This is a genomic window from Idiomarina piscisalsi (assembly GCF_002211765.1).
In the GTDB taxonomy this organism is placed as follows: Bacteria; Pseudomonadota; Gammaproteobacteria; order Enterobacterales; family Alteromonadaceae; genus Idiomarina; species Idiomarina piscisalsi_A.
Genome location: NZ_CP022133.1, coordinates 537,137 through 558,826, shown reverse-complemented (window position 1 = coordinate 558,826; position 21,690 = coordinate 537,137). Strand labels below are relative to the sequence as shown.

Annotated in this window: 21 protein-coding genes; 10 read left to right on the top strand and 11 right to left on the bottom strand. The window is 48.5% G+C overall.

Annotation, left to right across the window (positions count from 1 at the left end; translation table 11 throughout):
* The 10 genes from phoR to CEW91_RS02555 form a co-directional block, all read right to left on the bottom strand.
* Entirely contained in the window at positions 1-1,296 is a 1,296-nt protein-coding gene (phoR, locus tag CEW91_RS02600) for a phosphate regulon sensor histidine kinase PhoR (protein WP_088767542.1), read from the bottom strand.
* A 17-nt stretch (positions 1,297-1,313) separates the two neighbouring features.
* A complete protein-coding gene (phoB, locus tag CEW91_RS02595) occupies positions 1,314-2,000 on the bottom strand; it encodes a phosphate regulon transcriptional regulator PhoB (protein ID WP_088767541.1) in 687 nt (228 codons plus the stop codon).
* 96 nt (positions 2,001-2,096) lie between these two features.
* Positions 2,097-3,008, bottom strand: coding sequence for an AEC family transporter (locus CEW91_RS02590; RefSeq protein WP_088767540.1), 912 nt, complete (start codon positions 3,006-3,008; stop codon positions 2,097-2,099).
* 80 nt (positions 3,009-3,088) lie between these two features.
* Positions 3,089-4,054, bottom strand: a complete 966-nt coding sequence (locus CEW91_RS02585; protein ID WP_088767539.1) for a porin — start codon at positions 4,052-4,054, stop codon at positions 3,089-3,091.
* 128 nt (positions 4,055-4,182) lie between these two features.
* Complete coding sequence (locus CEW91_RS02580; RefSeq protein ID WP_088767538.1) at positions 4,183-5,445, bottom strand: tetratricopeptide repeat protein; 1,263 nt, start codon at positions 5,443-5,445, stop codon at positions 4,183-4,185.
* Positions 5,446-5,456: 11 nt separating this feature from the next.
* Positions 5,457-6,062 carry an energy transducer TonB gene (locus CEW91_RS02575; RefSeq protein WP_088767537.1) on the bottom strand — a complete coding sequence of 202 codons (606 nt, stop codon included), beginning with the start codon at positions 6,060-6,062 and terminating at the stop codon, positions 5,457-5,459.
* 6 nt (positions 6,063-6,068) lie between these two features.
* On the bottom strand, positions 6,069-6,476 hold the full coding sequence (locus CEW91_RS02570) for an ExbD/TolR family protein (RefSeq protein WP_053953732.1): 408 nt from the start codon (positions 6,474-6,476) through the stop codon (positions 6,069-6,071).
* A gap of 21 nt (positions 6,477-6,497) precedes the next feature.
* Positions 6,498-7,028, bottom strand: a complete 531-nt coding sequence (locus CEW91_RS02565; RefSeq protein WP_088767536.1) for a MotA/TolQ/ExbB proton channel family protein — start codon at positions 7,026-7,028, stop codon at positions 6,498-6,500.
* 2 nt (positions 7,029-7,030) lie between these two features.
* Complete coding sequence (locus CEW91_RS02560; protein ID WP_088767535.1) at positions 7,031-8,410, bottom strand: MotA/TolQ/ExbB proton channel family protein; 1,380 nt, start codon at positions 8,408-8,410, stop codon at positions 7,031-7,033.
* A gap of 12 nt (positions 8,411-8,422) precedes the next feature.
* Complete coding sequence (locus tag CEW91_RS02555; protein ID WP_088767534.1) at positions 8,423-9,223, bottom strand: DUF3450 domain-containing protein; 801 nt, start codon at positions 9,221-9,223, stop codon at positions 8,423-8,425.
* 183 nt (positions 9,224-9,406) lie between these two features.
* Here CEW91_RS02555 and CEW91_RS02550 point away from each other — a divergent pair, with 183 nt between their 5' ends.
* Together CEW91_RS02550 and rdgC are read left to right on the top strand one after the other, a co-directional pair.
* A complete protein-coding gene (locus CEW91_RS02550; protein ID WP_088767533.1) occupies positions 9,407-11,140 on the top strand; it encodes a sensor histidine kinase in 1,734 nt (577 codons plus the stop codon).
* A 60-nt stretch (positions 11,141-11,200) separates the two neighbouring features.
* Positions 11,201-12,091 (top strand): recombination-associated protein RdgC, encoded by an 891-nt coding sequence (gene rdgC, locus CEW91_RS02545; protein ID WP_088767532.1) that lies wholly within the window; start codon positions 11,201-11,203, stop codon positions 12,089-12,091.
* Between the two features lie 6 nt (positions 12,092-12,097).
* Here rdgC and CEW91_RS02540 read toward each other — a convergent pair whose 3' ends face one another.
* Complete coding sequence (locus tag CEW91_RS02540) at positions 12,098-12,946, bottom strand: HDOD domain-containing protein (RefSeq protein ID WP_088767531.1); 849 nt, start codon at positions 12,944-12,946, stop codon at positions 12,098-12,100.
* A gap of 98 nt (positions 12,947-13,044) precedes the next feature.
* Here CEW91_RS02540 and CEW91_RS02535 point away from each other — a divergent pair, with 98 nt between their 5' ends.
* From CEW91_RS02535 to CEW91_RS02505, 8 genes are all read left to right on the top strand, one after another.
* Positions 13,045-14,706: a dipeptidyl-peptidase 3 family protein gene (locus CEW91_RS02535; RefSeq protein WP_088767530.1), complete on the top strand. Its 1,662-nt coding sequence runs from the start codon at positions 13,045-13,047 to the stop codon at positions 14,704-14,706.
* A gap of 416 nt (positions 14,707-15,122) precedes the next feature.
* On the top strand, positions 15,123-15,593 hold the full coding sequence (locus CEW91_RS12345; RefSeq protein WP_198400881.1) for an arsenate reductase ArsC: 471 nt from the start codon (positions 15,123-15,125) through the stop codon (positions 15,591-15,593).
* A 2-nt stretch (positions 15,594-15,595) separates the two neighbouring features.
* On the top strand, positions 15,596-15,862 hold the full coding sequence (locus tag CEW91_RS12340) for a metalloregulator ArsR/SmtB family transcription factor (RefSeq protein ID WP_198400880.1): 267 nt from the start codon (positions 15,596-15,598) through the stop codon (positions 15,860-15,862).
* Complete coding sequence (gene arsB / locus CEW91_RS02525) at positions 15,849-16,886, top strand: ACR3 family arsenite efflux transporter (protein WP_088767529.1); 1,038 nt, start codon at positions 15,849-15,851, stop codon at positions 16,884-16,886. The genes CEW91_RS12340 and arsB overlap by 14 nt, the downstream gene beginning before the upstream one ends.
* Before the next feature lie 38 nt (positions 16,887-16,924).
* Positions 16,925-17,920, top strand: a complete 996-nt coding sequence (locus CEW91_RS02520; RefSeq protein WP_088767528.1) for an ArsJ-associated glyceraldehyde-3-phosphate dehydrogenase — start codon at positions 16,925-16,927, stop codon at positions 17,918-17,920.
* Positions 17,920-19,128: an organoarsenical effux MFS transporter ArsJ gene (arsJ, locus tag CEW91_RS02515; protein WP_088767527.1), complete on the top strand. Its 1,209-nt coding sequence runs from the start codon at positions 17,920-17,922 to the stop codon at positions 19,126-19,128. Before CEW91_RS02520 ends, arsJ begins: the two co-directional genes overlap by 1 nt.
* A 197-nt stretch (positions 19,129-19,325) precedes the next feature.
* Positions 19,326-20,816 (top strand): SulP family inorganic anion transporter, encoded by a 1,491-nt coding sequence (locus CEW91_RS02510; protein WP_088767526.1) that lies wholly within the window; start codon positions 19,326-19,328, stop codon positions 20,814-20,816.
* A gap of 11 nt (positions 20,817-20,827) precedes the next feature.
* Positions 20,828-21,679, top strand: coding sequence for a universal stress protein (locus tag CEW91_RS02505; RefSeq protein ID WP_442906056.1), 852 nt, complete (start codon positions 20,828-20,830; stop codon positions 21,677-21,679).
* The last annotated feature ends 11 nt before the right edge of the window (positions 21,680-21,690 follow it).

Sequence of the window (21,690 nt, the reverse complement as noted above, 5' to 3'; positions counted from 1 at the left end):
TTATGACTTAATTAATCCTTGCGGCAGTTGAAATGCAAAACGACTGCCTTTGCCCGGTGTACTGCTAATATCCAGTTGAGCGTTATGATGTTCGATGGCTTGTTTCACAATAGATAACCCCAGCCCAGTTCCACCACTGGCACTATTACGGTCTTCATCAATACGATAAAAACGTTCAGTCAATCGCGGTAGGTGCTGCGCGGGTATGCCTTTGCCATTATCGGTGACACTGAACTCGACACCACCTGACGTTTCTTTCCAGCACACCTCTATTTCGCCGCCCTCCGGCGTGTAACGAATGGCGTTCGTGATCAGGTTCTGCATGGCACTGCGCAGCAATGACTCTTTGCCATAGATACGAATAGGGTCAACCTTGAATATGAGGTTATGCTGCTTTTGCTCATTGAGGCGATGGGCTTCCGTTTGTAGTTGTTCCAGCAAAGCGGGTACGTTGACTTCGTGGTCAAACACATCATCACTTGGCGTTTCCATGCGAGACAGAACCAGAAGTTGGTCAACTAGGTTGGCCATGCGATCACTTTGCGCATTCATGTTCTCGACCGCCTTTTTGAGCATAGCGGGTGGTGTTTGCTCAGGATCTTCCAGCATTTCCAAATAGCCCTGCAACACGGTAAGCGGCGTTTTTAATTCATGCGACACGTTGGCAACGAACTCTCGGCGCATAGAGTCCAGCCGTTTAACTTGGGTGACGTCGCGCGCAACCAGCAGGAACTGATCGTCGCTGTACGGCATAATGCGAATTTCAATATCGAGGCTGTCCCGCACCGGCGACGGTATCGTCAGTGCGTCATCAAACTGACCTTTGCTGAGATACACCGAAAATTCCGGGTGACGAATAAGATTAGAGAGTCGTTGCCCCGCATCGTCCGGCCAGCGTAACCCAAAATAAAATTGGGCGAGTTTGTTGCTCCACAGCAAAGCACCATCGGCACGAAACACAATAGCCGCATCCGGCAGAGCCTCCGCCGCTTCACGAAAACGTCTTAACAGGCGTGCCAGCGACTTGCGGCGCTTTTGACTGCGGCGTTGGGAACGATAAATACCGTCGTAAATATAGGACCAACTGCCCGGAGCTGATGGCGGCATGAGTGTACGGCTTTGCCACAGCCATTTAATAAGCTTTTGCTGATAAAAATAGTGCCAGCACACCAGACCCAGCAAGGCAAATGTCAGCAGCGGCCAAAAAATATCGAACAGCCATCCAATAAAAATAAACGGCAGCAGAAAGAGAGCGAGGTTACGCAGCGACTGCCAGTTTGAATAGTCTCTGTCCATATCAAGCAGACCCGCTGTTAGCGACTTGAGAAACGATAACCAACTCCACGAACAGTCTGGATTAAACGGTCATAACCGTGATCAGCCAGAGCTTTACGTAAGCGACGAATGTGGACATCCACCGTTCTGTCTTCAACGTAAACATTGGTGCCCCAAACGTGGTCCAGTAATTGCTCACGACTATATACCCGCTCAGGGTGAGTCATAAAAAAGTGCAGGAGCTTGAATTCGGTCGGCCCCATATCAACGCTGTTATCAGCAACGGAAATTCGGTGGGACACAGGATCAAGCTTCAAACCATCAACTTCTAACGGTTCGTCTAATACCGTTGGCGCCACACGTCTAAACACGGCACGCATGCGAGCCATCAGTTCTTTCGGGGAAAACGGCTTAGTAATATAGTCGTCAGCCCCCACTTCTAACCCTTTTATTTTGTCTTCTTCTTCCCCGCGAGCAGTCAACATAATAATAGGAATGTTGCGGGTGAAGTCATCGCCTTTAATTTTTTTTGCCAGTTGAATACCGGAACCGCCGGGGAGCATCCAGTCAAGCAATACCATGTCGGGGTATGGCTCGGCAATTTTACCGACGGCGGCGTCAAAATCATGAGCTTCGACTGCTTGATAGCCGTGTTGCTCCATAACAAAGCTCAACATCTCACGAATGGGGGCTTCATCTTCTACAATTAGAATTCTGCGCGACATGTATTTAGTCCCTTATTGGATCAGTTGAGCCAATTATTACTAAAGAATATGACATTTTTATGACCAGCGACACATTGCTGTAAGATTTCTCTTGTTTTACGCCAGAAACTGCATGAATTCATAGGTTAGGGGCAATGTAATAAAGGCCAGCAGTATGCCATAACCGACCATAGCGGCTGACAATCGCGGTGCTAACCCGGCCATAATAGCGACAGCTCCTGCGGTTATCATTGGCGGCATAGCGGCTTCAAAAACAGTGACTTGAATCAGTGTGTTGTCAAAACCAAAACTGAACAGCAGTAACATAGCCACTGCCGGCATGAGTACCAGCTTGGTTAACAGGCCAATGGCCAACGGTGTTTTACTGCCTTTGGGTAAACGGAACTTCAGTTGAAAACCCACAGCTATCATAATGACCGGCACTAGCGTAACGGCTAATGACTCAATTAGGCGCTGAAAAACATCGGGGTAACTCAGGCTTTTAGTTAACAGCGCCAGCACCAAAGCGATAAACGGCGGGAAAGTAATAATTTTTTTAAAAACGCCTGCCACGGTCGGCCTTTCGTCTTGGTCTTTATAAAGCGCAATAATAACGGTTGAGTAAATGGCCAACCCGAAGAACGAACCAAACTGGTCATAGAGCAGGCCGTAGGCAATGGCGTCGCTGCCGTAGAAGGCTTCTATCATGGGGAAGCCGAAGAAAGACGTGTTGCCCAATGGCACACAAACCAACAAGGCGCCGACAATTTCTTTGCGCCAGTTCAGTGCTCTGCCAATAAGGAAAATAAACACAGCACTAAACGCCAGCAATACCCAGGGAATAATAACGGGAATAAGTAAGTCAGCGGAAAATTCAAGGCCGGGCACTTTGCTAAAAATAACGCCGGGTAACGCGGCATAAATAACGTATAAGTTAAGAACTTCTGCCGTGTTGTCGGGACACTTTCCGGAACGTTTTAGAATAAAACCAATAAGTAGGTAAAAGCCGAGTACCGCCAGGTTGGTCATATTAAGTACAGAGGTTGAGAGTGACGGCTATAGTGTAGCCTGACCAAGGCGATCAGGCTACATTAGTCTGCTTTAGACGCTTACCAGGAGAAGTCGTGGCGAATGCCTACAGCGAAGAAGTCTTGTTCTGCGCCAGGTGTTGCACCACAGCCACGGCTTTCATAGGTGGCAATGTCACACTCACGACCGGTGTACCATGCGTAAACACGCGTATTGCCGGTGAAATGATAGTCCGCGCCGAACGAGAACGACGCATCGCTTTCACCACTTTCGTCAACGGACTGATATTGGCCTTTAAACACCCAGTTATCCATTGGGTAGGTTGCGCTCAGTAAGTAGCCATCACCGTCTTCCAGACCGTCGGTGCTTTCAAACTGCTGCAGTGCAGCACCGAGTTTGAAGTCGCCTAATTTTGTGTGGACACTTAACTGCTCCGTGTCGTAACCGTCAACGTCGCGATCAACCGCAATAGCAGCGTAAAACGGCGTTTTCTTCAGTTTGTCGTCACCGTACAGTAAGCCCATAGACACGCCGTCTTCCTGTGCGTCGCCGCCAGAGGCAATATAGGTCACACCGAAGGTGAAGTTATTATAGGTTGGCGAGTAATAGGTCACGGTGTTGTCCGGACGCTCCTCACCAACGAATAAGCTTTTTAAGTCCGCTTCGTAGTCTTTAAACGCGTCGATAGATCCCTGAGAGTCTTTCAGGAAGGTATCGTAACGGCCGATCATGACTTCACCAAAGTTGCCGCGTAAACCGACGATTTGGTTACGGTTGGTTACCGCATCTTTATCATCACTGGAGTCCGCTAAGTCAACGCCAAACTCAAGCTGGTAAAAAACTTCTAAATCATTTTTCAGTTCAGCCGCGCCTTTAAAACCAAAGCGCGACGAGTTGCTAACAACGTCGGTGTCAGAGCCGTTGCCGGTATCATTGCTTTGCAAAGATACATTAGCTCGACCGTAAACGGTTAACGTACCGTCATCGTTCGCAAACGCCGGGAAAGTCGCACCAGCAATTAACAACGCAATTAAAGACTTTTTCATAGAACCCTCATTAACTTATAACCCAACTGCCCAATTCTTAACCGCATTATAGACACGATAAGAATTATTGCAGTTATTTTTCTGCCATGAGTCAATTCTATGTCTTTTTTGTTACAGCTTTATGACAGCTATAAGTCAATTAACGAAGCCAACTGCTCCTTTTGTCGGTGTTGTGCCTTTGCGTACTTTAACCACTGCTTTGCAGTCGACGCTGTTTTTTCATACTCACTTGCCTGTTCAAAGGCTTCCAGCGCCAATTTGTAGTCTTTTAGGTTTAGCGCCGCCATACCTTCCACTAAGTGCAAATGCCCCGGGTTAGACACCTGCCCTTTATTACGACTACGGGTAACGTACTCGATGGCTTGGTCATTATTGTTCAGGTTTAAGTGCAACTGTGCAATTTGAGCCGCGAAGTTACCGTGGTCAACTTGCTCTGATGCTTTTTCATACGCCTGAATCGCTAGCTCGTATTCTTTTGCTTGAGCGTAAGCCTGCGCCATAAACTTCAGGTTATCGACAGTAGCGTCGACCACACCTTTTTGTATGGTACTATTTAACGTTTCTGCCGCTTTGAATGGCAGTTCGTTGAAGTAATACGCTTGCGCTAGCTGACGCCAGTCGCTGGCTTTTTCAATAAAGCCCTGTTGATTTGCCGCTTCCAAAACCGCTAGCTGCTTTTTGTCTTGCTCTAACTGCGCATAAACGCCCGCCAATTGCAGCCAGTATTCCGGCTTACTGTAATCTGTGACCAAACGTTCCATGACTTTGGCAACGTGCTTCGGCTGCTCTAGTTCGTAGTGCAGTGCGCGCTTGAGAATTAACCAGTTTTCGTCGGGGGTTTTATTGTTGGCGTCGGCATTCGCAATGGCTTTATCAATAAGCGGCAGCGCTTTAGTAAAGTCTCCCGACTGGTAAAAGGCCTGCGCTTTTAATACCCAGGCTTTGCCCAATTCGTCTGGCTCGGCCAACGTCTCCCAACGCCCCAGAAATTCGACAGAACGTTGATACTGACCTTCGCTCAACGCCAGCTGCGCCAGGCTGAATAAGGTGCTTTTTTTAAGCGACTCGGGAATTGGCGACTCATTCACCACTTTTTCAAAATAGTGAATAGCCTGGCTTATTTGATCCTGCTCGTAATACATAAAGCCATAAAAATTCCAAAGCATGGCGCGTTCGTAACTGTTCATACTGTCGGCTTTTCCTTCAATGTCTGACAGTATGCTGAGGCCTTCCTGAACATTACCATTGTCGGCTTGTTCCTGCGCCCGTGCCAGCTGACCATAGACTTTTTCGCGCAGGGCTGGCACACGTTCAGTTTGTTGCGCAAGCACTGGCTGAGTTAATGCTATCCAACCACTTAAGGCGGCAATAATCACAAATTTCATATTCATAAGTCACCCAATCAGTTCATTTCGAAGGTCATGCGGTTTCTGACTCCGCCCACTTCTACCGCTTCCCCGTCAATGACCCTTGGTTTGTATTTAAACTTCAGTACCGCATCCATGGCGGCCTGATCAAAAATGCCTTCCGGCTCAGCCTCAATAACGACAGGATCGCGCACTGAACCGTGCTTGGTCACAGTGAACTCCACAACCACATAACCTTCAATGCCACGCTGTAAAGCGCGTCGTGGGTAAGCCGCCTGTACTTTCACAATCGGCAGATACTCGCCGTCACTGGCTTGCAATGACATGCCATTACCAATGTCTGCACCCGCGTCCATACTGGCAGAGAAGTCGTAACCTGAGCCGCTATCGGCATCAGCAATGTCGTTATCCATTTGCGGTTGCGGCAAGTCCTCCGGCGGTTGCTCTGGCTCCGGCGGGCGCTCAGGCTTGCGCTCTTTCTCCTGCACTTCTTCAGGCTCTGGCGTGCGCACAAAGTCCAGCACACTGCCTCGCGGCGGTTCGCTCATTGCCCCTTCGCCACCGCTGATTAGCGACTGCATCAAGTAAAACAGCCCAATAGTGACAAACGCGGCGACCAATAATGCTGCCAAAAGTCTCATTGCGGATTACTCTTCGTCAGTTGCAACAGATACGTCATACACACCGGCGGCTCGCGCTGCATCCATTACTTTAATAAGTACGCGTGTATTCGACTCTTCGTCGGCCTGAATGACCACAGAACCTTGCGGATTCTCTGCGTATAAGCGTTCGATATTCGCCTGCACCGCACGCACATCCACCTGACGCTTGTTTATCCAAATTTCGTTGTTATCACTTATCGCAACTAAGATGTTTGCCCTGTTTTTCTGAACCGCGGTGGCGGCATCAGGGCGGTTTACATCAATACCCGCTTCTTTCACAAAAGAGGCGGTAACAATGAAGAAAATAAGCATAATGAACACCACATCCAGCATGGGCGTCATGTCGATGTTGCTCTCTTCTTCTTCAATTAAGTTGGCAAAATGCTGTTTCATCGTTGTTTCCTCAGCCTCACTTTAGTGACGCTCTAAAAGTATTTTGTCTTCCAGCTTCATGCGCTCACGACGGGTGGTGCGCTGTAACCAGGTAGCGGCGAAGACGCCGGACAGCGCGCCAACCATGCCGGCCATTGTCGGGATGGTGGCCTTAGACACGCCTGATGCCATTGAGCGGGCGCTTCCGGTTCCTGTTACCGCCATAACGTCGAACACTTCAATCATGCCGGTCACGGTGCCCATAAGGCCTAATAAAGGACACAAGGCAACCAACGCTTTGATAACCGGTAAATTACCGCCCAATGCCAAACTGACGCGTGAAATCATTGCCTGACGAATTTGCTCTGCGTTCCAAGACGACTTGTCTTCACGTTGCTGCCAGCGCTTAAGGGTGTCTTTAACCCGCGCGCGATGCCCTTTCAGGTAGTAAAAAATGCGCTCGAGAATCATTAACCACATACTAAAAATGAGGATTCCGATGACCAGCAGGACTTGCCCGCCGGCCTCGATAAAGTCTCGAATCGCATTATTAAACTCGATGAGAAATAACACGGTTACTCTCCTCGCTCTGAGCGCTCCGCAATAATGCCGGACGCCTGCTCCTGCAATATGTGAATCAGGTTTTTACTGCGAGTGTGCAAAGTGGCGAACAGTAAGGTCATGGGTATTGCGACCACCAAGCCGAGTACCGTTGTGACCAGGGCTTGTGAGATACCACCTGCCATCAGTTTCGGGTCACCTGTGCCGAACAGCGTTATCGCCTGGAAGGTATTGATCATACCGGTGACGGTACCCAACAGACCCATCAGTGGTGCGACCACGGAAATGATTTTGATGAACGTCAGGTTGCGCGTAATTTTAGGCACTTCGCGCAAGATACCTTCACTGAGCTTCAACTCCAGCGTTTCAGTGTCGGCTTGCGGGTACTTGTCCTTAATCAGCATGACTCGACCCAGCGGGTTGTCCTGACTTGGCTTGTCTTTCTTAAGCTGACGTTTCACTTTGTTGCCCAGTAGCATCAGTGATACAAAGCGCTCTAATGCGAACAGCAAGCCAATAGCACCCAACGCCAGAATGATGTAACCCACGGTGCCACCCTGATCGATGCGCTCACCTAAGCTTGGTGCCTGAACTAATAAGCCAAGAATTGAGCCGCCTGTTGGATCAAGACCGAAGGTGACAATGCCACTGTCGGTTTGCTGGATATTTTCAGCCGTATCCAAATAGCGACCGGACGGTTGACGCACTAACTCAGCCACAGAGCCGGTTGAACTCATGCGTTCTAAGTACTTACCATTTGAAACTAGGTTAAAGGCACCTACGCGAACCACTTCTTGCTCCGCTTTGTCGCCGTTGGCTGCTGTCACCTCAGTCGTGAACTCGGCTACTTTGCCCGACTCGGTCATTTCCTTTTGCAGGGCAAACCAGACGCTTTCAATGTCTTCAATGGACGCCAGTTTCGATGACGAGCTCATATTTTCTGCCAGCTGCTTAAGCGCTTCGGAGCGGCCCGGATACTGAGCTGAAATAACCGAGTTGTCGAACTTGCCTGATGCGTCATTCGCCACCTGCTGCAGCACACCAAACAGCTCTTTGAGTGAGCCCATGCGCTGGGTCAGCGTGTCGCTTAAGTTGCCTAAGTCGACTTCGTTCTGTTCAAAGTTCGTTTCCAGCTGCTCGGCGCGTTGCTCCAGCTGGTTTCTTTGAGCAATTGCGTCTTCGAGCATGGCTTTTTGCTCTTGCTCTTTTTCGCGGAAACGCTGTTCACGTTGCTTATTGCTCTCTGATTGCGAGAACTTGCCTTGCTCTAATTGCTGTAGTAATTGATCTAAGTTAATCGGGTCTTGCGGCAACGGCGCGGCTAGTGCAGCGCTTGAGTTCGCTGCCAGCGCAATCACTGAGAACCACTGGACAATGCGTTGTGTTAGCTTCATGTGTGTGACTCCTTATTGACCAGCAGCGGTGTTGGTAGCGGCTTTGTTAGCGAAGACAGGCATCATCAGCATGTCCGGTGCTAACTGTTTTCGGGCTATGCGAATAGCTTCTTCAACGGCAGGTAAGTGCTTACTATCGAGCTCTTGCCACTTGCGCTCCTGTTGGTTCCAGATCCCCAGGTGCTGACCGTCGCGGGTTTTGTAAATAAGCGCTACCCGACCAATGCGCAGAAACGTCACGTCTTGCTGTTGGCCGTTAATCTCATGCTCTGCAGTGTAGGCTTCAATGTTGCGGCCGTAGTCTGCTTCTATTTGGTAAGCTTCCATAACACGGCGGAACTTTTCAGAAACGTCGACGTTGGCGCGCTCCATCAAGTCGTTTAATTGCGCTAAACGCTCGTTACGCTCGGTTTCAAGGAAGGGAACGTCCAGCTCAACAAAGGACTCGAGCGAGTCGATCATGCGTAACATCAGCGGAGTAATTTGACGCTCGACATAACTGACCTTGTCTATTGAGTCATTGATGTCCTGCTTTTCCTGTTGCTGATTATTAATTTGCTGCTCAAGCTGTGCGGTATACACTTTTAAACCATCAATTTCCTTCATGATGCGTTTATACTGCTGCAAACGCTCTTGCATGTTGTCTGAGATTTGGTCGATGGTCAGCTGAGACTGACGTGCAGACTGGTTAATTGAAGAGGCTTGTTCAACAACCGGTTCAAGCTTGTCTTGCTCTTGTAATGGAGCTGAGTGCGCTTGCGCTAAAAGCGCAGAACTTAAAACCAAAGCGCCAGCCGAGGTAATGAACTTCATAAGTTATGACCCTTGTGAATTAATTTGTGGCAACTTTAGTGAGTTTTAGTGACAGCTTGATGACCAAAGTGTGTCAGTTTTGTGTCAATTGCTCTGGGCGAGAACGCTTTGCTTTATTGCGTTATTAACAGCAATGATTTAGTTTAAGCTTATATTTACAAAAATCTTACGCACACCTCATATATGGCCATCAAAAGTATTTCATCATCGCTGCTGACACGGGTTCTGTCCGTTTATTTTGTGCTGACATTTATTGTTACCGCAGTACAAATTGGTGCGGAATACTTTGATACCAAACGCATACTCATTGCCGAGCTGCAAAACCAACAGCGCACGTTTAATGGCTCATTAACGCGTTCGCTGTGGGAGTTTAATAGTGACCAAATTGACAGCATTGCTGACGGCCTCATTGGCATTCCGGCAATTGCCGGTGTTTTAATTCGTGATGACGCCGGTAATATTTTGGTGCAACTGGGCGAAACATCGGAAATGTCTGACTTACCGGAAGAAACAAGTGAAGGTGTTTTACTCCCTGAACGCAATGGTGTTTTTGGCTACCACAGTTCACTTATTTTCGAGTTTTCCGGGCATTCTACAAAAGTCGGTGACGTTAGCCTGTTTTCAACGCGCGACATCGCTATTGACCGGATTAAAGTCAGCCTGGGCTTTATTATTGGTAACGCACTCATAAAAAGTACCTTCTTAATTATTCTGTTTACGGTCGCCTTCAGCCGTATGCTAAGCCGCCCTCTCAATGACTTAACACAGCAAATAAAAAGCTTCAGGCTGGACAACCTGGAACGTTCGCGGATCCGCTTAAAAGACCAGCATAATAACGAACTGGTACTGATTGAGCAGGCTTACAACCAACTTCTCGATAATATTGAAGAGTACCAGGCCGATTTAGACCGTACTCAAAATAAACTGAAAGCAGCGAATCGGCAGCTGGATGAACAGAACGCGATTCTAGAGCAGGAAGTGGCTCGTAAAACCTCTCGTTTGAGCCAGGTGATGCTCGACCTTGAACAGCGTAAAAACGAGCTGGAAATGCGACAGGAAAAACTCGAAAGAGAAATTAGTCAGCGTCGCACCATGGAAAATACCTTGCGCCAATCTAACCAGCGACTCGAGTCGTCACTCAACCACCTACGCGAGACTCAGCAGCAACTGATTGAATCCGAGAAAATGGCGTCACTGGGGGGCCTTGTCGCGGGCATTACTCACGATGTGAACACACCCATAGGGATCAGTGTGACTGCAGCCTCTTATCTGCGCGAGAAGTTAGATTCACTGGATACCGCGTTAACCAATAAAGAACTGACTCAGCCACAACTGCAAAAATTTATCGAGGAAGGCAGAGAAAGCTTAAGCCTACTCGATAACAACTTGCACAGAGCGTCCGATCTTATCAGCAGCTTTAAGCAAGTGGCAGTCGACCAGGCGTCTGACGCCATTCGTGATATTAATGTGAAGCGCTACATAGAAGAGTTGATTCAGTCATTGCAGCCCCATTTGAAGAAAACGTTGCATAAAATTGAGCTCAACTGTGCCGATGACTTATTTATTCGGTGCCCTGCCGGCGCGTTGTCGCAGATATTCACTAACTTAATTTTAAATTCGTTACGCCACGCCTTTGACGGCATTGAACAAGGTACCATGACCATCAATATCGAACTGCGCGACAGCGAGCTTCATGTTGTTTACGAAGATAATGGTAATGGTCTGTCTGAAGAGAACCTCAGCAAGCTGTTTGATCCCTTCTTTACGACTAAGCTTAACGATGGTGGCAGTGGCTTGGGTACCCATATTGTGCGTAATTTGGTCACTCAAACCCTGAAAGGCGATATTGACGCGACCAGCGAACCGGGTCACGGCCTAACTTACACCTTTTCGTTTCCTGTACAGGTTTTAAACTGACAGCAACGTTGTTAGTCGATACAATTCAGGGTTTCTAATGCCGGACAGGAACCCTAATTTATGTGGTTTAAAAACCTTCGCTTTTACCATTTCAGTGAGACTTTTTCATTACCCGATGATTTTGCAGAGCAGCTATCTGAACATACATTTCACCCATGTTCGCGAACTGAACAAAGCAGTTTTGGCTGGTTCTCCCCTTTTGGCCCGGACAACGATACGTTAACCCACAGCGTCGGTAACTGTTGGCTTCTATGTGCCAAGCGTGAAGAGAAAGTATTGCCCAGCACGGTCGTCAACGCACAACTCGATGAAAAAGTCCGTCAGATTAGTGAAGCCGAAGGCCGCTCTGTGCCGCGCAAAGAAAAACAAAACTTAAAAGAAGACTTAATTCATCAGTTATTACCACAAGCATTTAGTCGTTTTCGCTTAAGCTGGGGCTACATCGATTTAGACCGTCAATTTATAGCGGTTGACGAGTCGGCGGCGAATAAAGCAGAAGACTTCCTCGGTTTATTGCGTGGCTCGGTGGGCTCTTTACCCGTCAGACCTTTGAGCCCGTCTGAAGCCGTTGAAGTGTACTTGACCGACTGGTTACAAAAACAAGAGATTCCTGCACCTTTTGAACTGGGCGACGAAGCGGAGCTGCGTTCACCCCAGGCCGACGGTGGCATCATTCGTTGCAAACAAGAAGACCTGACTCGTGACGACATTCAAGCTCATTTAACTGCCGGTAAGCAAGTGACTCGGTTAGGTTTGGTGTGGCAGGAAAATCTCGAGTTCATTATTGAGTCCGATATGGCGCTGAAACGCGTCAAGCCGACCGACGTGTTGTTAGACGCGAAAGACGATTTAGTTGATCCGACACCAGAAGAGAAGATCGATGCCGACTTCGCTTTAATTAGTGGCGAAGCCGGTCAGTTATTCGATGATTTAAAAAAAGCGTTCGCATAACCTGGATTAGCCAAATAAATCCAATACCTGGTGGTAAGACTCTTGAGTTGAGTCTTGCTGCCAGAAATCCTCTCGTTCAATAATCCCCCGTAATTCATACTCCACCACGGTAACATTGTGTCTTTTACTGGCGTTATTGCCTGTTAATAGACTGGCTAAATGCACAATATCGCAATAATTCACGGTAATAGCGTCATCCAGATTCATGCGCCCTTTATTAAAATGTAACGGTACCTGCACTAAATTTGGTGTGAATTGCCAGTATTTCAAAATGTTAGTACCCAGCGGTGAACTTAACTGTGAAATGCATTCGTTAATAAACGTTGGATTGGCAAAACTGTCCTCAAACTCACTGGCCATTCTTAAAATAGGCGTCACGCCAATTCTGGATACCATCCCTGCCAGCAAAGAAACATCCTGGTGTAACCGGTGTCCTATTCCTCTGCGCTGAAGATCTTTCGTGATAACCACCGATGCAGCGGCAATTTCTCTGCTCTCTTTGATATATTGTTCTGAGAACATCTTCACAATGTCGTTGCCGGGCTCAAATACCTGCTCCATGGCCATTGCAAAAGCCAAGGTGCGAATTCGACGCATACCTATACGTGTTAGCGCCTGCATCAGGCTTTCAGCTTTATTGCGGCCCCCCAGATAAGCACTGTTTGCCAGACGTATTAATCGAGCCGACAATACGGCATCTTGTTGAATGATGTGCGCCAAATCGTGCAAGTTGCAATCAGGATCAAGTGTTGCGTTACGCACTTGCTCAGCCGTTTTCGGCAAACCGGGCAACGTTAGTTCGTCACGCTGTAACCGTTCATCAATGAGTAAATAAAGCGCATTCTGCGATGCCATTGAGAGATCCTTTTTTATGGTTATTCTATTGCTTCTAATCAGGCATAGCAGTAGATTAACAGAACTTTCCAACAACTCAATTTGACAAAAGTATCATTATGAAAAAATCAGCCTTTTTTATTGCCCCGTTAGCGCTTGCTATAGCCGCCTGCGGTCAACAATCAACAACTGAAGATACCCAAAGCGCGGCTCCAAAAAGCTACCAATTGATTGAAGGAAAAGAGCACCGGCTCGATATTTACACGCCGTATGAATTGACCAGTGACCTGTCGCATTTATCCAGCGACCAGAAAAAAATGATCGGCTTACTGATTGATGCGTCAAAAATAATGGACGAGCTATTTTGGCAGCAGGCATTCCCGGGAAACAAAGAGAAGCTGCTGACAAAGGTAGAAGAACGCGCTAAAGAGTTCACGGTGATAAACTACGGTCCGTGGGATCGCCTTAACAACAATCAACCTTTTTTAACGGGCTTTGACGACAAGCCTGCCGGCGCCAACTTCTACCCGGAGGATATGACCAAAGTTGAGTTTGAGAACGCTGATTTAGCCAACAAAGACAGTCTTTACACGTTATTACGCCGTGATGAAAACGGCGACTTAATGACGGTTCCTTACTCTGAAGCGTTCAATGAGTCACTGACCGAGGCAGCTGAGTTACTGCGCCAGGCGGCGGATCTCGCGGAAAGTAAAGACTTCGCCGAATACCTGCGCTTACGTGCCGATGCGTTTTTAAGTAATGAATACCAACCGTCTGATATGGCGTGGATGGACATGACCGACAACGAGATTGATGTGGTTATTGGTCCTATTGAGAACTACGAAGATCACTTGTACGGCTACAAAACGGCATTTGAGTCTTATGTTTTGATTAAAGACAAAGCCTGGAGTGATCGCTTAGCAAAATACGCCGAGTACTTGCCTGAATTACAACGCGGCTTGCCGGTTGAAGACGCTTACAAAGCGGAAATGCCGGGCGCTAATGCCCAGCTAAATGCTTACGATGCGGTTTACTACGCCGGGCACTCTAATGCGGGTAGCAAGACGATTGCGATAAACCTGCCTAACGACGAAGAAGTTCAGCTGGAAAAAGGCACCCGCCGCTTACAGCTCAAAAACGCCATGCAGGCTAAATTCGATAAAATTCTGGTTCCTATTGCCGAACAGCTGATTGTGCCAGAACAGCGCGAGAACATTACGTTTAATGCCTTCTTTGCCAATACCATGTTCCACGAAGTGGCTCATGGTCTGGGCATTAAAAACACGCTAAATGATAAAGGTACCGTGCGTTCGGCGTTGAAAGAACATGCTTCTGCGCTAGAAGAAGGCAAAGCAGATATTCTCGGCCTTTACATGGTGACTCAGCTATTTGAACAAGGCGTTTTAGCCGAAGGCGAACTGGAAGATTATTACACCACCTTTATGGCCAGTATTTTCCGTTCAGTGCGTTTTGGCGCATCTAGCGCTCACGGCAAAGCCAATATGATTCGATTCAACTATTTCGCCGATGAAGGCGCTTTCAAACGCAATGCACAAGGCCAGTACGCCATTGACATGGACAAAATGCGTGCCGCCATGAACAGCCTTTCAGAAAAAATTCTGACCCTGCAAGGCGACGGCGACTACAACGGTGTGGCTGAACTGGTTGCAACCTTAGGCGTTGTCAGCCCGCAGCTCAAAGCCGACCTCGACAAACTCGCCGACGCCGGCATCCCGGTTGACGTCACCTTCAAACAAGGCAAAGACGTCCTCGGGCTTTAGCTGCGAGGGTGGGGCTGAAACCACGAGCGCTGAGGTTACAGGAGCTACTGTGGAGGACGCCCGTGAATACATCCCTGTAGGGCTTGAGCAGCGCCATCCATGGCGCTGCTCACCTCCTCAGTAGCTCCTGTAACCGTTGGGCGCACTCATGGTTCAGCCCCCTCACGACCAATGGTAGATAAGGCCGGTTGCTCACTTGTAAGCGTTACGAGTGTTGAACCTCCTGTGTCGGAGTGTCGAAGGCCAAGGATGGCCTTCGTCAAGCGTTCATGGATAAACTCGTAGCGTCTCCGCCACAGGAGGTTCAATGCTCAAGCGAAACAAGTGACAACCGGCCTCCTCCCAGCTTGGCTATTGCGCGGCCAATATATTCGGGATAGCATATATATGAATTATCGAATATATGGTGTTACCTGATGACGAAGGTTTTGTTTCTGTGTACGGCGAATTCTGCGCGGTCTTTGATGGCGGAGGCTATTTTTCGGCAGTTTGCTGGTGATGACTTTGAGGTAGCCAGTGCAGGTACTGAGCCGACACAACCGGAGCCGGAGGGGCTATCGGCGTTGCAGGCTCTGGGTGTTGAGACAGAGGGGCTTCGCTCGAAAGCGCTTGATGACATTGAGCTTGATAGCTTCGATTATGTGATAAGCCTCTGTGACCGCGCTCGCACAGAGTGCCAGACTTTATGTGGCGACCAGCATTTCATTGCCTGGGACTTCCCGGATCCTGTTGCCAGCAAAAAAGCGGATGCTTTTAAGAAAACGGCGCATGAATTAAGCGAGCGTATAAAGATGCTGTTGCTGATTTTACGCAAGGAAAGTAACCGACCGCAGCTCTTTGATGCCCCCATGAGTTCTTCAAAATTCTGTCTGATCCGCTACGCCTGAAAATGATTTTAATGCTACAACACCATGGTGAGTTATGTGTTTGCCAATTCGTGGACGCGACGGGTATGTCACAACCAAAAGTGTCGCGGCATTTGGCGCAACTGCGCGAATACGGGTTGCTTGCTGACCGCAAAGATCAGCGCTGGGTTTACTATCGCATTAACCCCGCGCTGCAGGACTGGATGGCAACAATTATTAAAACCACTGCGGCTTATCACGCAGCGTTAATTCCTCAACAAGTCAAGGATGTCGATAATGGGTGTGTTTGAACGGTTTTTATCGGTTTGGGTCGCACTGGCGATTATTGTCGGTACGTTACTGGGCAACTTATTCCCGTCAATCTTTGAAGTCTTGTCGGGCATTGAATTTGCTCAAGTGAATCTGATTATCGCGGTGTTGATATGGTTGATGATTTACCCGGTTATGGTTCAGGTAAACTTCGAGTCGATTACTCAAATTGCTAAGGAACCGAAAGGGCTTATTCTTACCGTGGTCATTAATTGGCTGGTAAAACCCTTTACTATGGCACTGGTCGGCTGGCTGTTTTTCAAAGGCGTATTTGCTGATTTCATTCAGCCCGAGACCGCCAACGAATACCTGGCTGGGGTCATTCTTCTGGGCGTGGCACCATGTACAGCTATGGTGTTTATCTGGAGCCAACTGACCAAAGGCGATGCCAGTTATACCCTGGTACAGGTGTCGGTCAACGACGTCATTATGATTTTTGCCTTCGCACCAATAGCTGCGCTGCTTTTAGGTATTACCGACATCATTGTGCCCTGGCAAACCCTATTGCTCAGCGTTGGCTTATACGTGGTAGCACCGCTTATTGCCGGGCTGTTAACGCGCCAGCGGCTAAAGGGCAGAGCAACATCGCAACAGCAAAATGTCGACTCCGCACTGCAGGCCTTTGATACGCGCATGAAGCCCTGGTCCATTGTCGGCTTACTGCTAACAGTGGTGCTGCTATTCGGCTTTCAGGCCGAGGTGCTACTAACACGCCCGTTAGACATTGCCATGATAGCAACGCCGCTGCTGATTCAAACCTACGGCATTTTTGCTATTACGTTTATTATTGCGTTACTGATAAAGCTCCCTCACCGCATTGCGGCTCCGGCCTGCCTGATTGGTACATCAAACTTTTTTGAGCTGGCGGTTGCGGTGGCTATTTCATTATTTGGTTTGCAGTCGGGTGCAGCGTTAGCAACGGTTGTTGGTGTCTTAGTTGAAGTGCCGGTTATGCTCTCTTTAGTCTGGTTCGCGAATAAGACGAAACACTGGTTTAAATCATGAGCGCTAAAACCCTTTAGATATAGAATGGGGAGTCTTTTATGACAATTAAAGTTGGAATTAACGGTTTGGGTCGCATTGGCCGTCTCGCTTTACGTGTAGCATGGGAAAACCCTGAGCTGGAGATTGTTCAGGTCAATGATCCGGGTGCCGATGCGGCTACTTTTGCGCACTTGCTGAATTTTGATTCGGTGCATGGCCGCTGGGGTTATGAGGCCGAAGCTCTGAACAATGCGATTCAAATTGGTGGGGAACGCATTGCTTTTTCTCAGCACAAAACCATTGCCGACAATGACTGGAGTGGTTGCGATGTGGTTCTGGAAGCCTCCGGCAAGATGAAAACCGTGAAGGTTCTGAATGACTATCTGTCACAGGGCGTTAAGCGAGTTGTGGTATCCGCTCCGGTTAAAGAACCCGGCGCTTTGAATATTGTCATGGGCGTTAATGAGCACCTTTATAACCCGGAAAAGCATCAGATAGTTACAGCAGCTTCCTGCACCACCAACTGTCTGGCGCCTGTGGTAAAAGTACTACAAGACAAAATTGGTATTAAGCACGCGTCTATTACCACGATTCACGATTTAACTAATACGCAGACCATTCTGGACGCGCCGCACAAAGACTTACGTCGGGCCCGCGCCTGCGGCATGAGTTTAATTCCGACGTCCACCGGTTCGGCTACTGCTATTGTGGAGATTTTCCCAGAGCTGAAAGACAAAATTGACGGTCACGCTGTACGAGTCCCCCTTGCCAATGCGTCCCTAACCGACTGTGTATTCGAAGTGGAAAAAGCCACTTCTGTTGAAGAGGTTAACGACTGGATGAAAGAAGCCGCAGAAGGTGAACTTAAAGGCATTCTGGGTTACGAAGAGCGCCCGTTAGTGTCGATAGATTACAAAACTGATCCGCGCTCAAGCATTGTCGATGCCCTGTCCACCAAAGTCATTAACGGTACGCACGTAAAAATTTACGCCTGGTATGACAACGAGTGGGGTTATGCCAACCGCTCGGTTGAGCTGGTCGAAAAGGTCGGTTAATGCTGAGTCAGCTGTCGCCGGCAATACGCCAATACTTAATTGTTACGGGCAACTACTGGGCTTTTACTCTGACTGACGGCGCGCTGCGTATGCTGGTGGTGCTGCACTTCCACCAGTTGGGCTACAGTGCGCTGGAAGTCGCCATGTTGTTCCTGTTCTATGAGTTTTTCGGCATAGTCACCAACCTGTTTGGTGGTTGGCTGGGGGCTCGTTGGGGGCTCAATCGCACCATGAACATTGGGCTCGGCATACAAATTGTGGCACTCGCCATGCTGCTGGTGCCCAGTTCGATGCTCACTGTTATTTGGGTGATGGCGGCTCAGGCGCTATCCGGTATTGCCAAAGACCTGAATAAAATGAGCGCTAAAAGCACCATTAAGCTCTTGGTGCCGGACGACAAGCAGGGTCAGCTATACAAGTGGGTAGCGATACTGACGGGATCGAAGAACACCTTAAAAGGCGTTGGCTTTTTCCTGGGCGGGTTTCTCCTTACCTTAATTGGTTTTCAAGGCGCGGTACTGGCTATGGCGATAATGCTCGCTGTTGTCTGGACAGGCAGTTTAATCTGCCTGAAAAAAGAGTCCGGCAAGGCCAAGTTTAAGCCGAAATTTAAAGACATTTTATCCAAAAGCCGACCTATTAATATTTTGTCGGGCGCACGTTTTCTGTTGTTTGGTGCTCGTGACGTCTGGTTTGTGGTTGCGTTGCCTGTATTTCTTGCCAGTCAACTCAACTGGAATCACTGGCAGATCGGTAGCTTTTTGGCGTTATGGGTGATTGGCTACGGCTTTGTGCAAAGCGTTGCGCCTAAATTCACAAAAAGTAGCCAGGACGTGCCCAAAGCTCAGGCGGTGGTATGGAACGCCCTACTGACACTGAGCCCGCTAGCGCTTGCTCTGGCACTTTGGCAATACTTACCGATTGCCCACAGCATTATTATTGGCTTAGGGCTATTCGGTATTTTGTTCGCCATCAATTCGTCGCTGCACAGTTATTTAATTGTGGCTTATTCACGCGCTGACGGGGTGTCGCTGGACGTTGGTTTTTATTATATGGCCAATGCCGCCGGACGCCTATTAGGTACGGTTTTATCCGGTTGGGTGTATCAGCAATGGGGGCTGGTTGCTTGCCTGATCATATCAACGCTGTTATTGGCGCTATCTACCATGGCGATTAGCTTTTTACCGGCGCGAGGAAAGCACTTGTAGTTGGCACATTTTATGCTAAAATTCGCGCTCTTTTTTTGACCAGCCTCAAACCATAAGGAGCCACCTACGTGCTGACGCGTATTACGCCACCCTAGCCGTCACTTCCTTGTCGCAGGTGCGCAGTAGGCTGTTCACTGCTTTTCTGGCCATTCCGGCCGCTTTTATATGTGTTATTTAAAATTTGGTGTCATTTAACTATGTTGAAGTCTATCCAGCAGAACTGGTTTTCTAATATACGTGGTGATTTGCTCTCAGGTATTGTCGTTGCTCTAGCGCTAATTCCTGAAGCCATCGCATTCTCCATCATTGCCGGCGTTGATCCAAAAATAGGCTTATACGCTTCTTTCTGTATTGCTGTGGTTATCGCTTTTACGGGTGGGCGCCCGGGCATGATATCTGCCGCAACCGGTGCTATGGCACTGCTAATGGTCACCCTGGTCAAAGACCACGGGCTTGAATACCTGCTAGCTGCCACCCTATTGACCGGTGTGCTGCAAATAATTGCGGGCTATCTCAAGTTAGGGGACCTCATGCGCTTTGTCTCACGCTCGGTGGTGACAGGCTTTGTGAATGCTTTGGCTATTTTGATATTTATGGCTCAGTTACCTGAGCTGACCAATGTCACCTGGCATGTGTATGCGATGACGGCGGCTGGCTTGGCAATTATTTACGGATTCCCTTACATTCCGGTTATCGGAAAAATTTTACCGTCTCCATTGGTTTGTATTGTTTCTTTAACCATTGTTGCCGTGTTCTTAGGCTTAGACATTCGCACCGTTGGTGATATGGGCGAATTGCCGGACGCTCTGCCGATATTCTTATGGCCTGACGTTCCGTTAAACTTCGAAACCTTAGCCATTATTTTCCCTTATTCTGCGGCATTGGCGGTTGTCGGTATTCTTGAGTCACTGATGACGGCAACCATTGTTGATGACTTAACCGATACCTCCAGCGATAAAAACCGCGAATGTAAAGGTCAGGGCATAGCCAATATCGGCTCGGGTTTACTTGGCGGCATGGCGGGTTGCGCCATGATTGGTCAGTCGATTATTAATGTGAAATCGGGTGGTCGTACGCGCCTATCCACCTTGGTTGCGGGTATTTTCCTGCTGATTATGGTCTTAGTGCTGGATAATATTTTGGTACAAATACCCATGGCAGCGTTGGTTGCAGTGATGATCATGGTCTCTATTGGTACCTTTAGCTGGAGCTCTATTCGAGATTTGAAGAAACACCCACTGTCGACCAATATCGTTATGGTGAGTACCGTTGCGGTTGTTGTCGCAACACATAACTTAGCATTAGGCGTTTTAGTCGGCGTGCTGTTAGCTGCCATGTTCTTTGCCAACAAAATCGGGCATTATCTGTATATTAACTCGGATGTTGATGCGGATGGCATTAAACGCACATACCGCGTTGTCGGCCAGGTGTTCTTTAGCTCGTCTGAGAAGTTTCTCGCCGCATTTGACTTTAAAGAAGGTGTTGAACGGGTTGTTATTGACGTGAGCAATGCCCATTTCTGGGATATTACCGCCGTTGAAGCACTTGACCGTGCAGTAGTGAAGTTTCGCCGTGAAGGTGCTGATGTTGAAGTGGTTGGACTTAACGAAGCCAGTGCTACGATTGTCGATCGGTTTGGTGTTCACGACAAACCCGAAGCGGTTGATAAATTAATGGGCGGTCACTAAAAAGGAATTCGATGATGAAACATGTTGTTGCTTGTATTGACGGTTCTGCCTCGACACAGTCAGTTTGTGACTACGCCAGCTGGGCGGCACTGCGTTTAGATACCCCATTAACGCTGTTCCACGTATTGGATGAAGCGCGCTACCCGACTGAAACTGATATGACGGGCAATATTGGCTTGGGCAGTCGCGAAGCCTTACTGGAACAGCTGGCTGAACTCGACCAACAGCGCAGTAAATTAGCGCTTGAGCAAGGACACCACATGCTGGAAAGCGCCAAAATACGCGCTCAGGAAGACGGTGTGGAGCAAGTACACCTGCGCCAGCGTCATGGTGACTTAGCCGAATCGTTGCACGAAATTGAAGACTCTATGCGCTTGCTGGTCATGGGCTTACATGGTGAAGACACGACACGCACTCATCGCATAGGCAGCCAGTTGGAAACCGTGGTAAGAACCATGCGTCGCCCTATTTTGGTGGCACCTGAAGAATTCACGGAACCGAAAAGTGTTATGTTGGCATACGATGGCAGCGATTCGTCACGCAAAGGCATACGCTTACTTGCTGAAAGCCCGATTTTTAAAGGTCTGCCTTTACACTTGGTCATGGTTGGCGCCGACACTAACGACAACCATGCAGCAATAGAGTCAGCGGCTAACCATTTACGGGAACTGGGTCACGACGTGCGCTTTGAAGTGCGCTCAGGAGAGATTGAATCAACTCTGCACGCCTACCAGAATGAACACAATATTGATGTGCTGGTGATGGGTGCCTATGGTCATTCGCGCATTCGCCAGTTCTTGGTGGGCAGCACGACCACTAGCATTTTACAAACAACCAACTCAGCCTTGCTGCTGTTGCGTTAATTTGTTTTAAA

What these genes read in the sequence shown, in the direction of transcription:
- arsJ (WP_088767527.1), top strand. Translation starts at nt 17,920, where the DNA reads ATGCTGAGTCAGCTGTCGCCGGCAATACGCCAATACTTAATTGTTACG.
- CEW91_RS02555 (WP_088767534.1), bottom strand. Translation starts at nt 9,223, where the DNA reads ATGAAGTTCATTACCTCGGCTGGCGCTTTGGTTTTAAGTTCTGCGCTT.
- phoR (WP_088767542.1), bottom strand. Translation starts at nt 1,296, where the DNA reads ATGGACAGAGACTATTCAAACTGGCAGTCGCTGCGTAACCTCGCTCTC.
- CEW91_RS02505 (WP_442906056.1), top strand. Translation starts at nt 20,828, where the DNA reads ATGATGAAACATGTTGTTGCTTGTATTGACGGTTCTGCCTCGACACAG.
- CEW91_RS02560 (WP_088767535.1), bottom strand. Translation starts at nt 8,410, where the DNA reads ATGAAGCTAACACAACGCATTGTCCAGTGGTTCTCAGTGATTGCGCTG.
- CEW91_RS02520 (WP_088767528.1), top strand. Translation starts at nt 16,925, where the DNA reads ATGACAATTAAAGTTGGAATTAACGGTTTGGGTCGCATTGGCCGTCTC.
- CEW91_RS12345 (WP_198400881.1), top strand. Translation starts at nt 15,123, where the DNA reads ATGACGAAGGTTTTGTTTCTGTGTACGGCGAATTCTGCGCGGTCTTTG.
- arsB (WP_088767529.1), top strand. Translation starts at nt 15,849, where the DNA reads ATGGGTGTGTTTGAACGGTTTTTATCGGTTTGGGTCGCACTGGCGATT.
- CEW91_RS02550 (WP_088767533.1), top strand. Translation starts at nt 9,407, where the DNA reads ATGGCCATCAAAAGTATTTCATCATCGCTGCTGACACGGGTTCTGTCC.
- phoB (WP_088767541.1), bottom strand. Translation starts at nt 2,000, where the DNA reads ATGTCGCGCAGAATTCTAATTGTAGAAGATGAAGCCCCCATTCGTGAG.
- CEW91_RS02535 (WP_088767530.1), top strand. Translation starts at nt 13,045, where the DNA reads ATGAAAAAATCAGCCTTTTTTATTGCCCCGTTAGCGCTTGCTATAGCC.
- CEW91_RS12340 (WP_198400880.1), top strand. Translation starts at nt 15,596, where the DNA reads ATGATTTTAATGCTACAACACCATGGTGAGTTATGTGTTTGCCAATTC.
- rdgC (WP_088767532.1), top strand. Translation starts at nt 11,201, where the DNA reads ATGTGGTTTAAAAACCTTCGCTTTTACCATTTCAGTGAGACTTTTTCA.
- CEW91_RS02590 (WP_088767540.1), bottom strand. Translation starts at nt 3,008, where the DNA reads ATGACCAACCTGGCGGTACTCGGCTTTTACCTACTTATTGGTTTTATT.
- CEW91_RS02540 (WP_088767531.1), bottom strand. Translation starts at nt 12,946, where the DNA reads ATGGCATCGCAGAATGCGCTTTATTTACTCATTGATGAACGGTTACAG.
- CEW91_RS02570 (WP_053953732.1), bottom strand. Translation starts at nt 6,476, where the DNA reads ATGAAACAGCATTTTGCCAACTTAATTGAAGAAGAAGAGAGCAACATC.
- CEW91_RS02585 (WP_088767539.1), bottom strand. Translation starts at nt 4,054, where the DNA reads ATGAAAAAGTCTTTAATTGCGTTGTTAATTGCTGGTGCGACTTTCCCG.
- CEW91_RS02575 (WP_088767537.1), bottom strand. Translation starts at nt 6,062, where the DNA reads ATGAGACTTTTGGCAGCATTATTGGTCGCCGCGTTTGTCACTATTGGG.
- CEW91_RS02510 (WP_088767526.1), top strand. Translation starts at nt 19,326, where the DNA reads ATGTTGAAGTCTATCCAGCAGAACTGGTTTTCTAATATACGTGGTGAT.
- CEW91_RS02580 (WP_088767538.1), bottom strand. Translation starts at nt 5,445, where the DNA reads ATGAATATGAAATTTGTGATTATTGCCGCCTTAAGTGGTTGGATAGCA.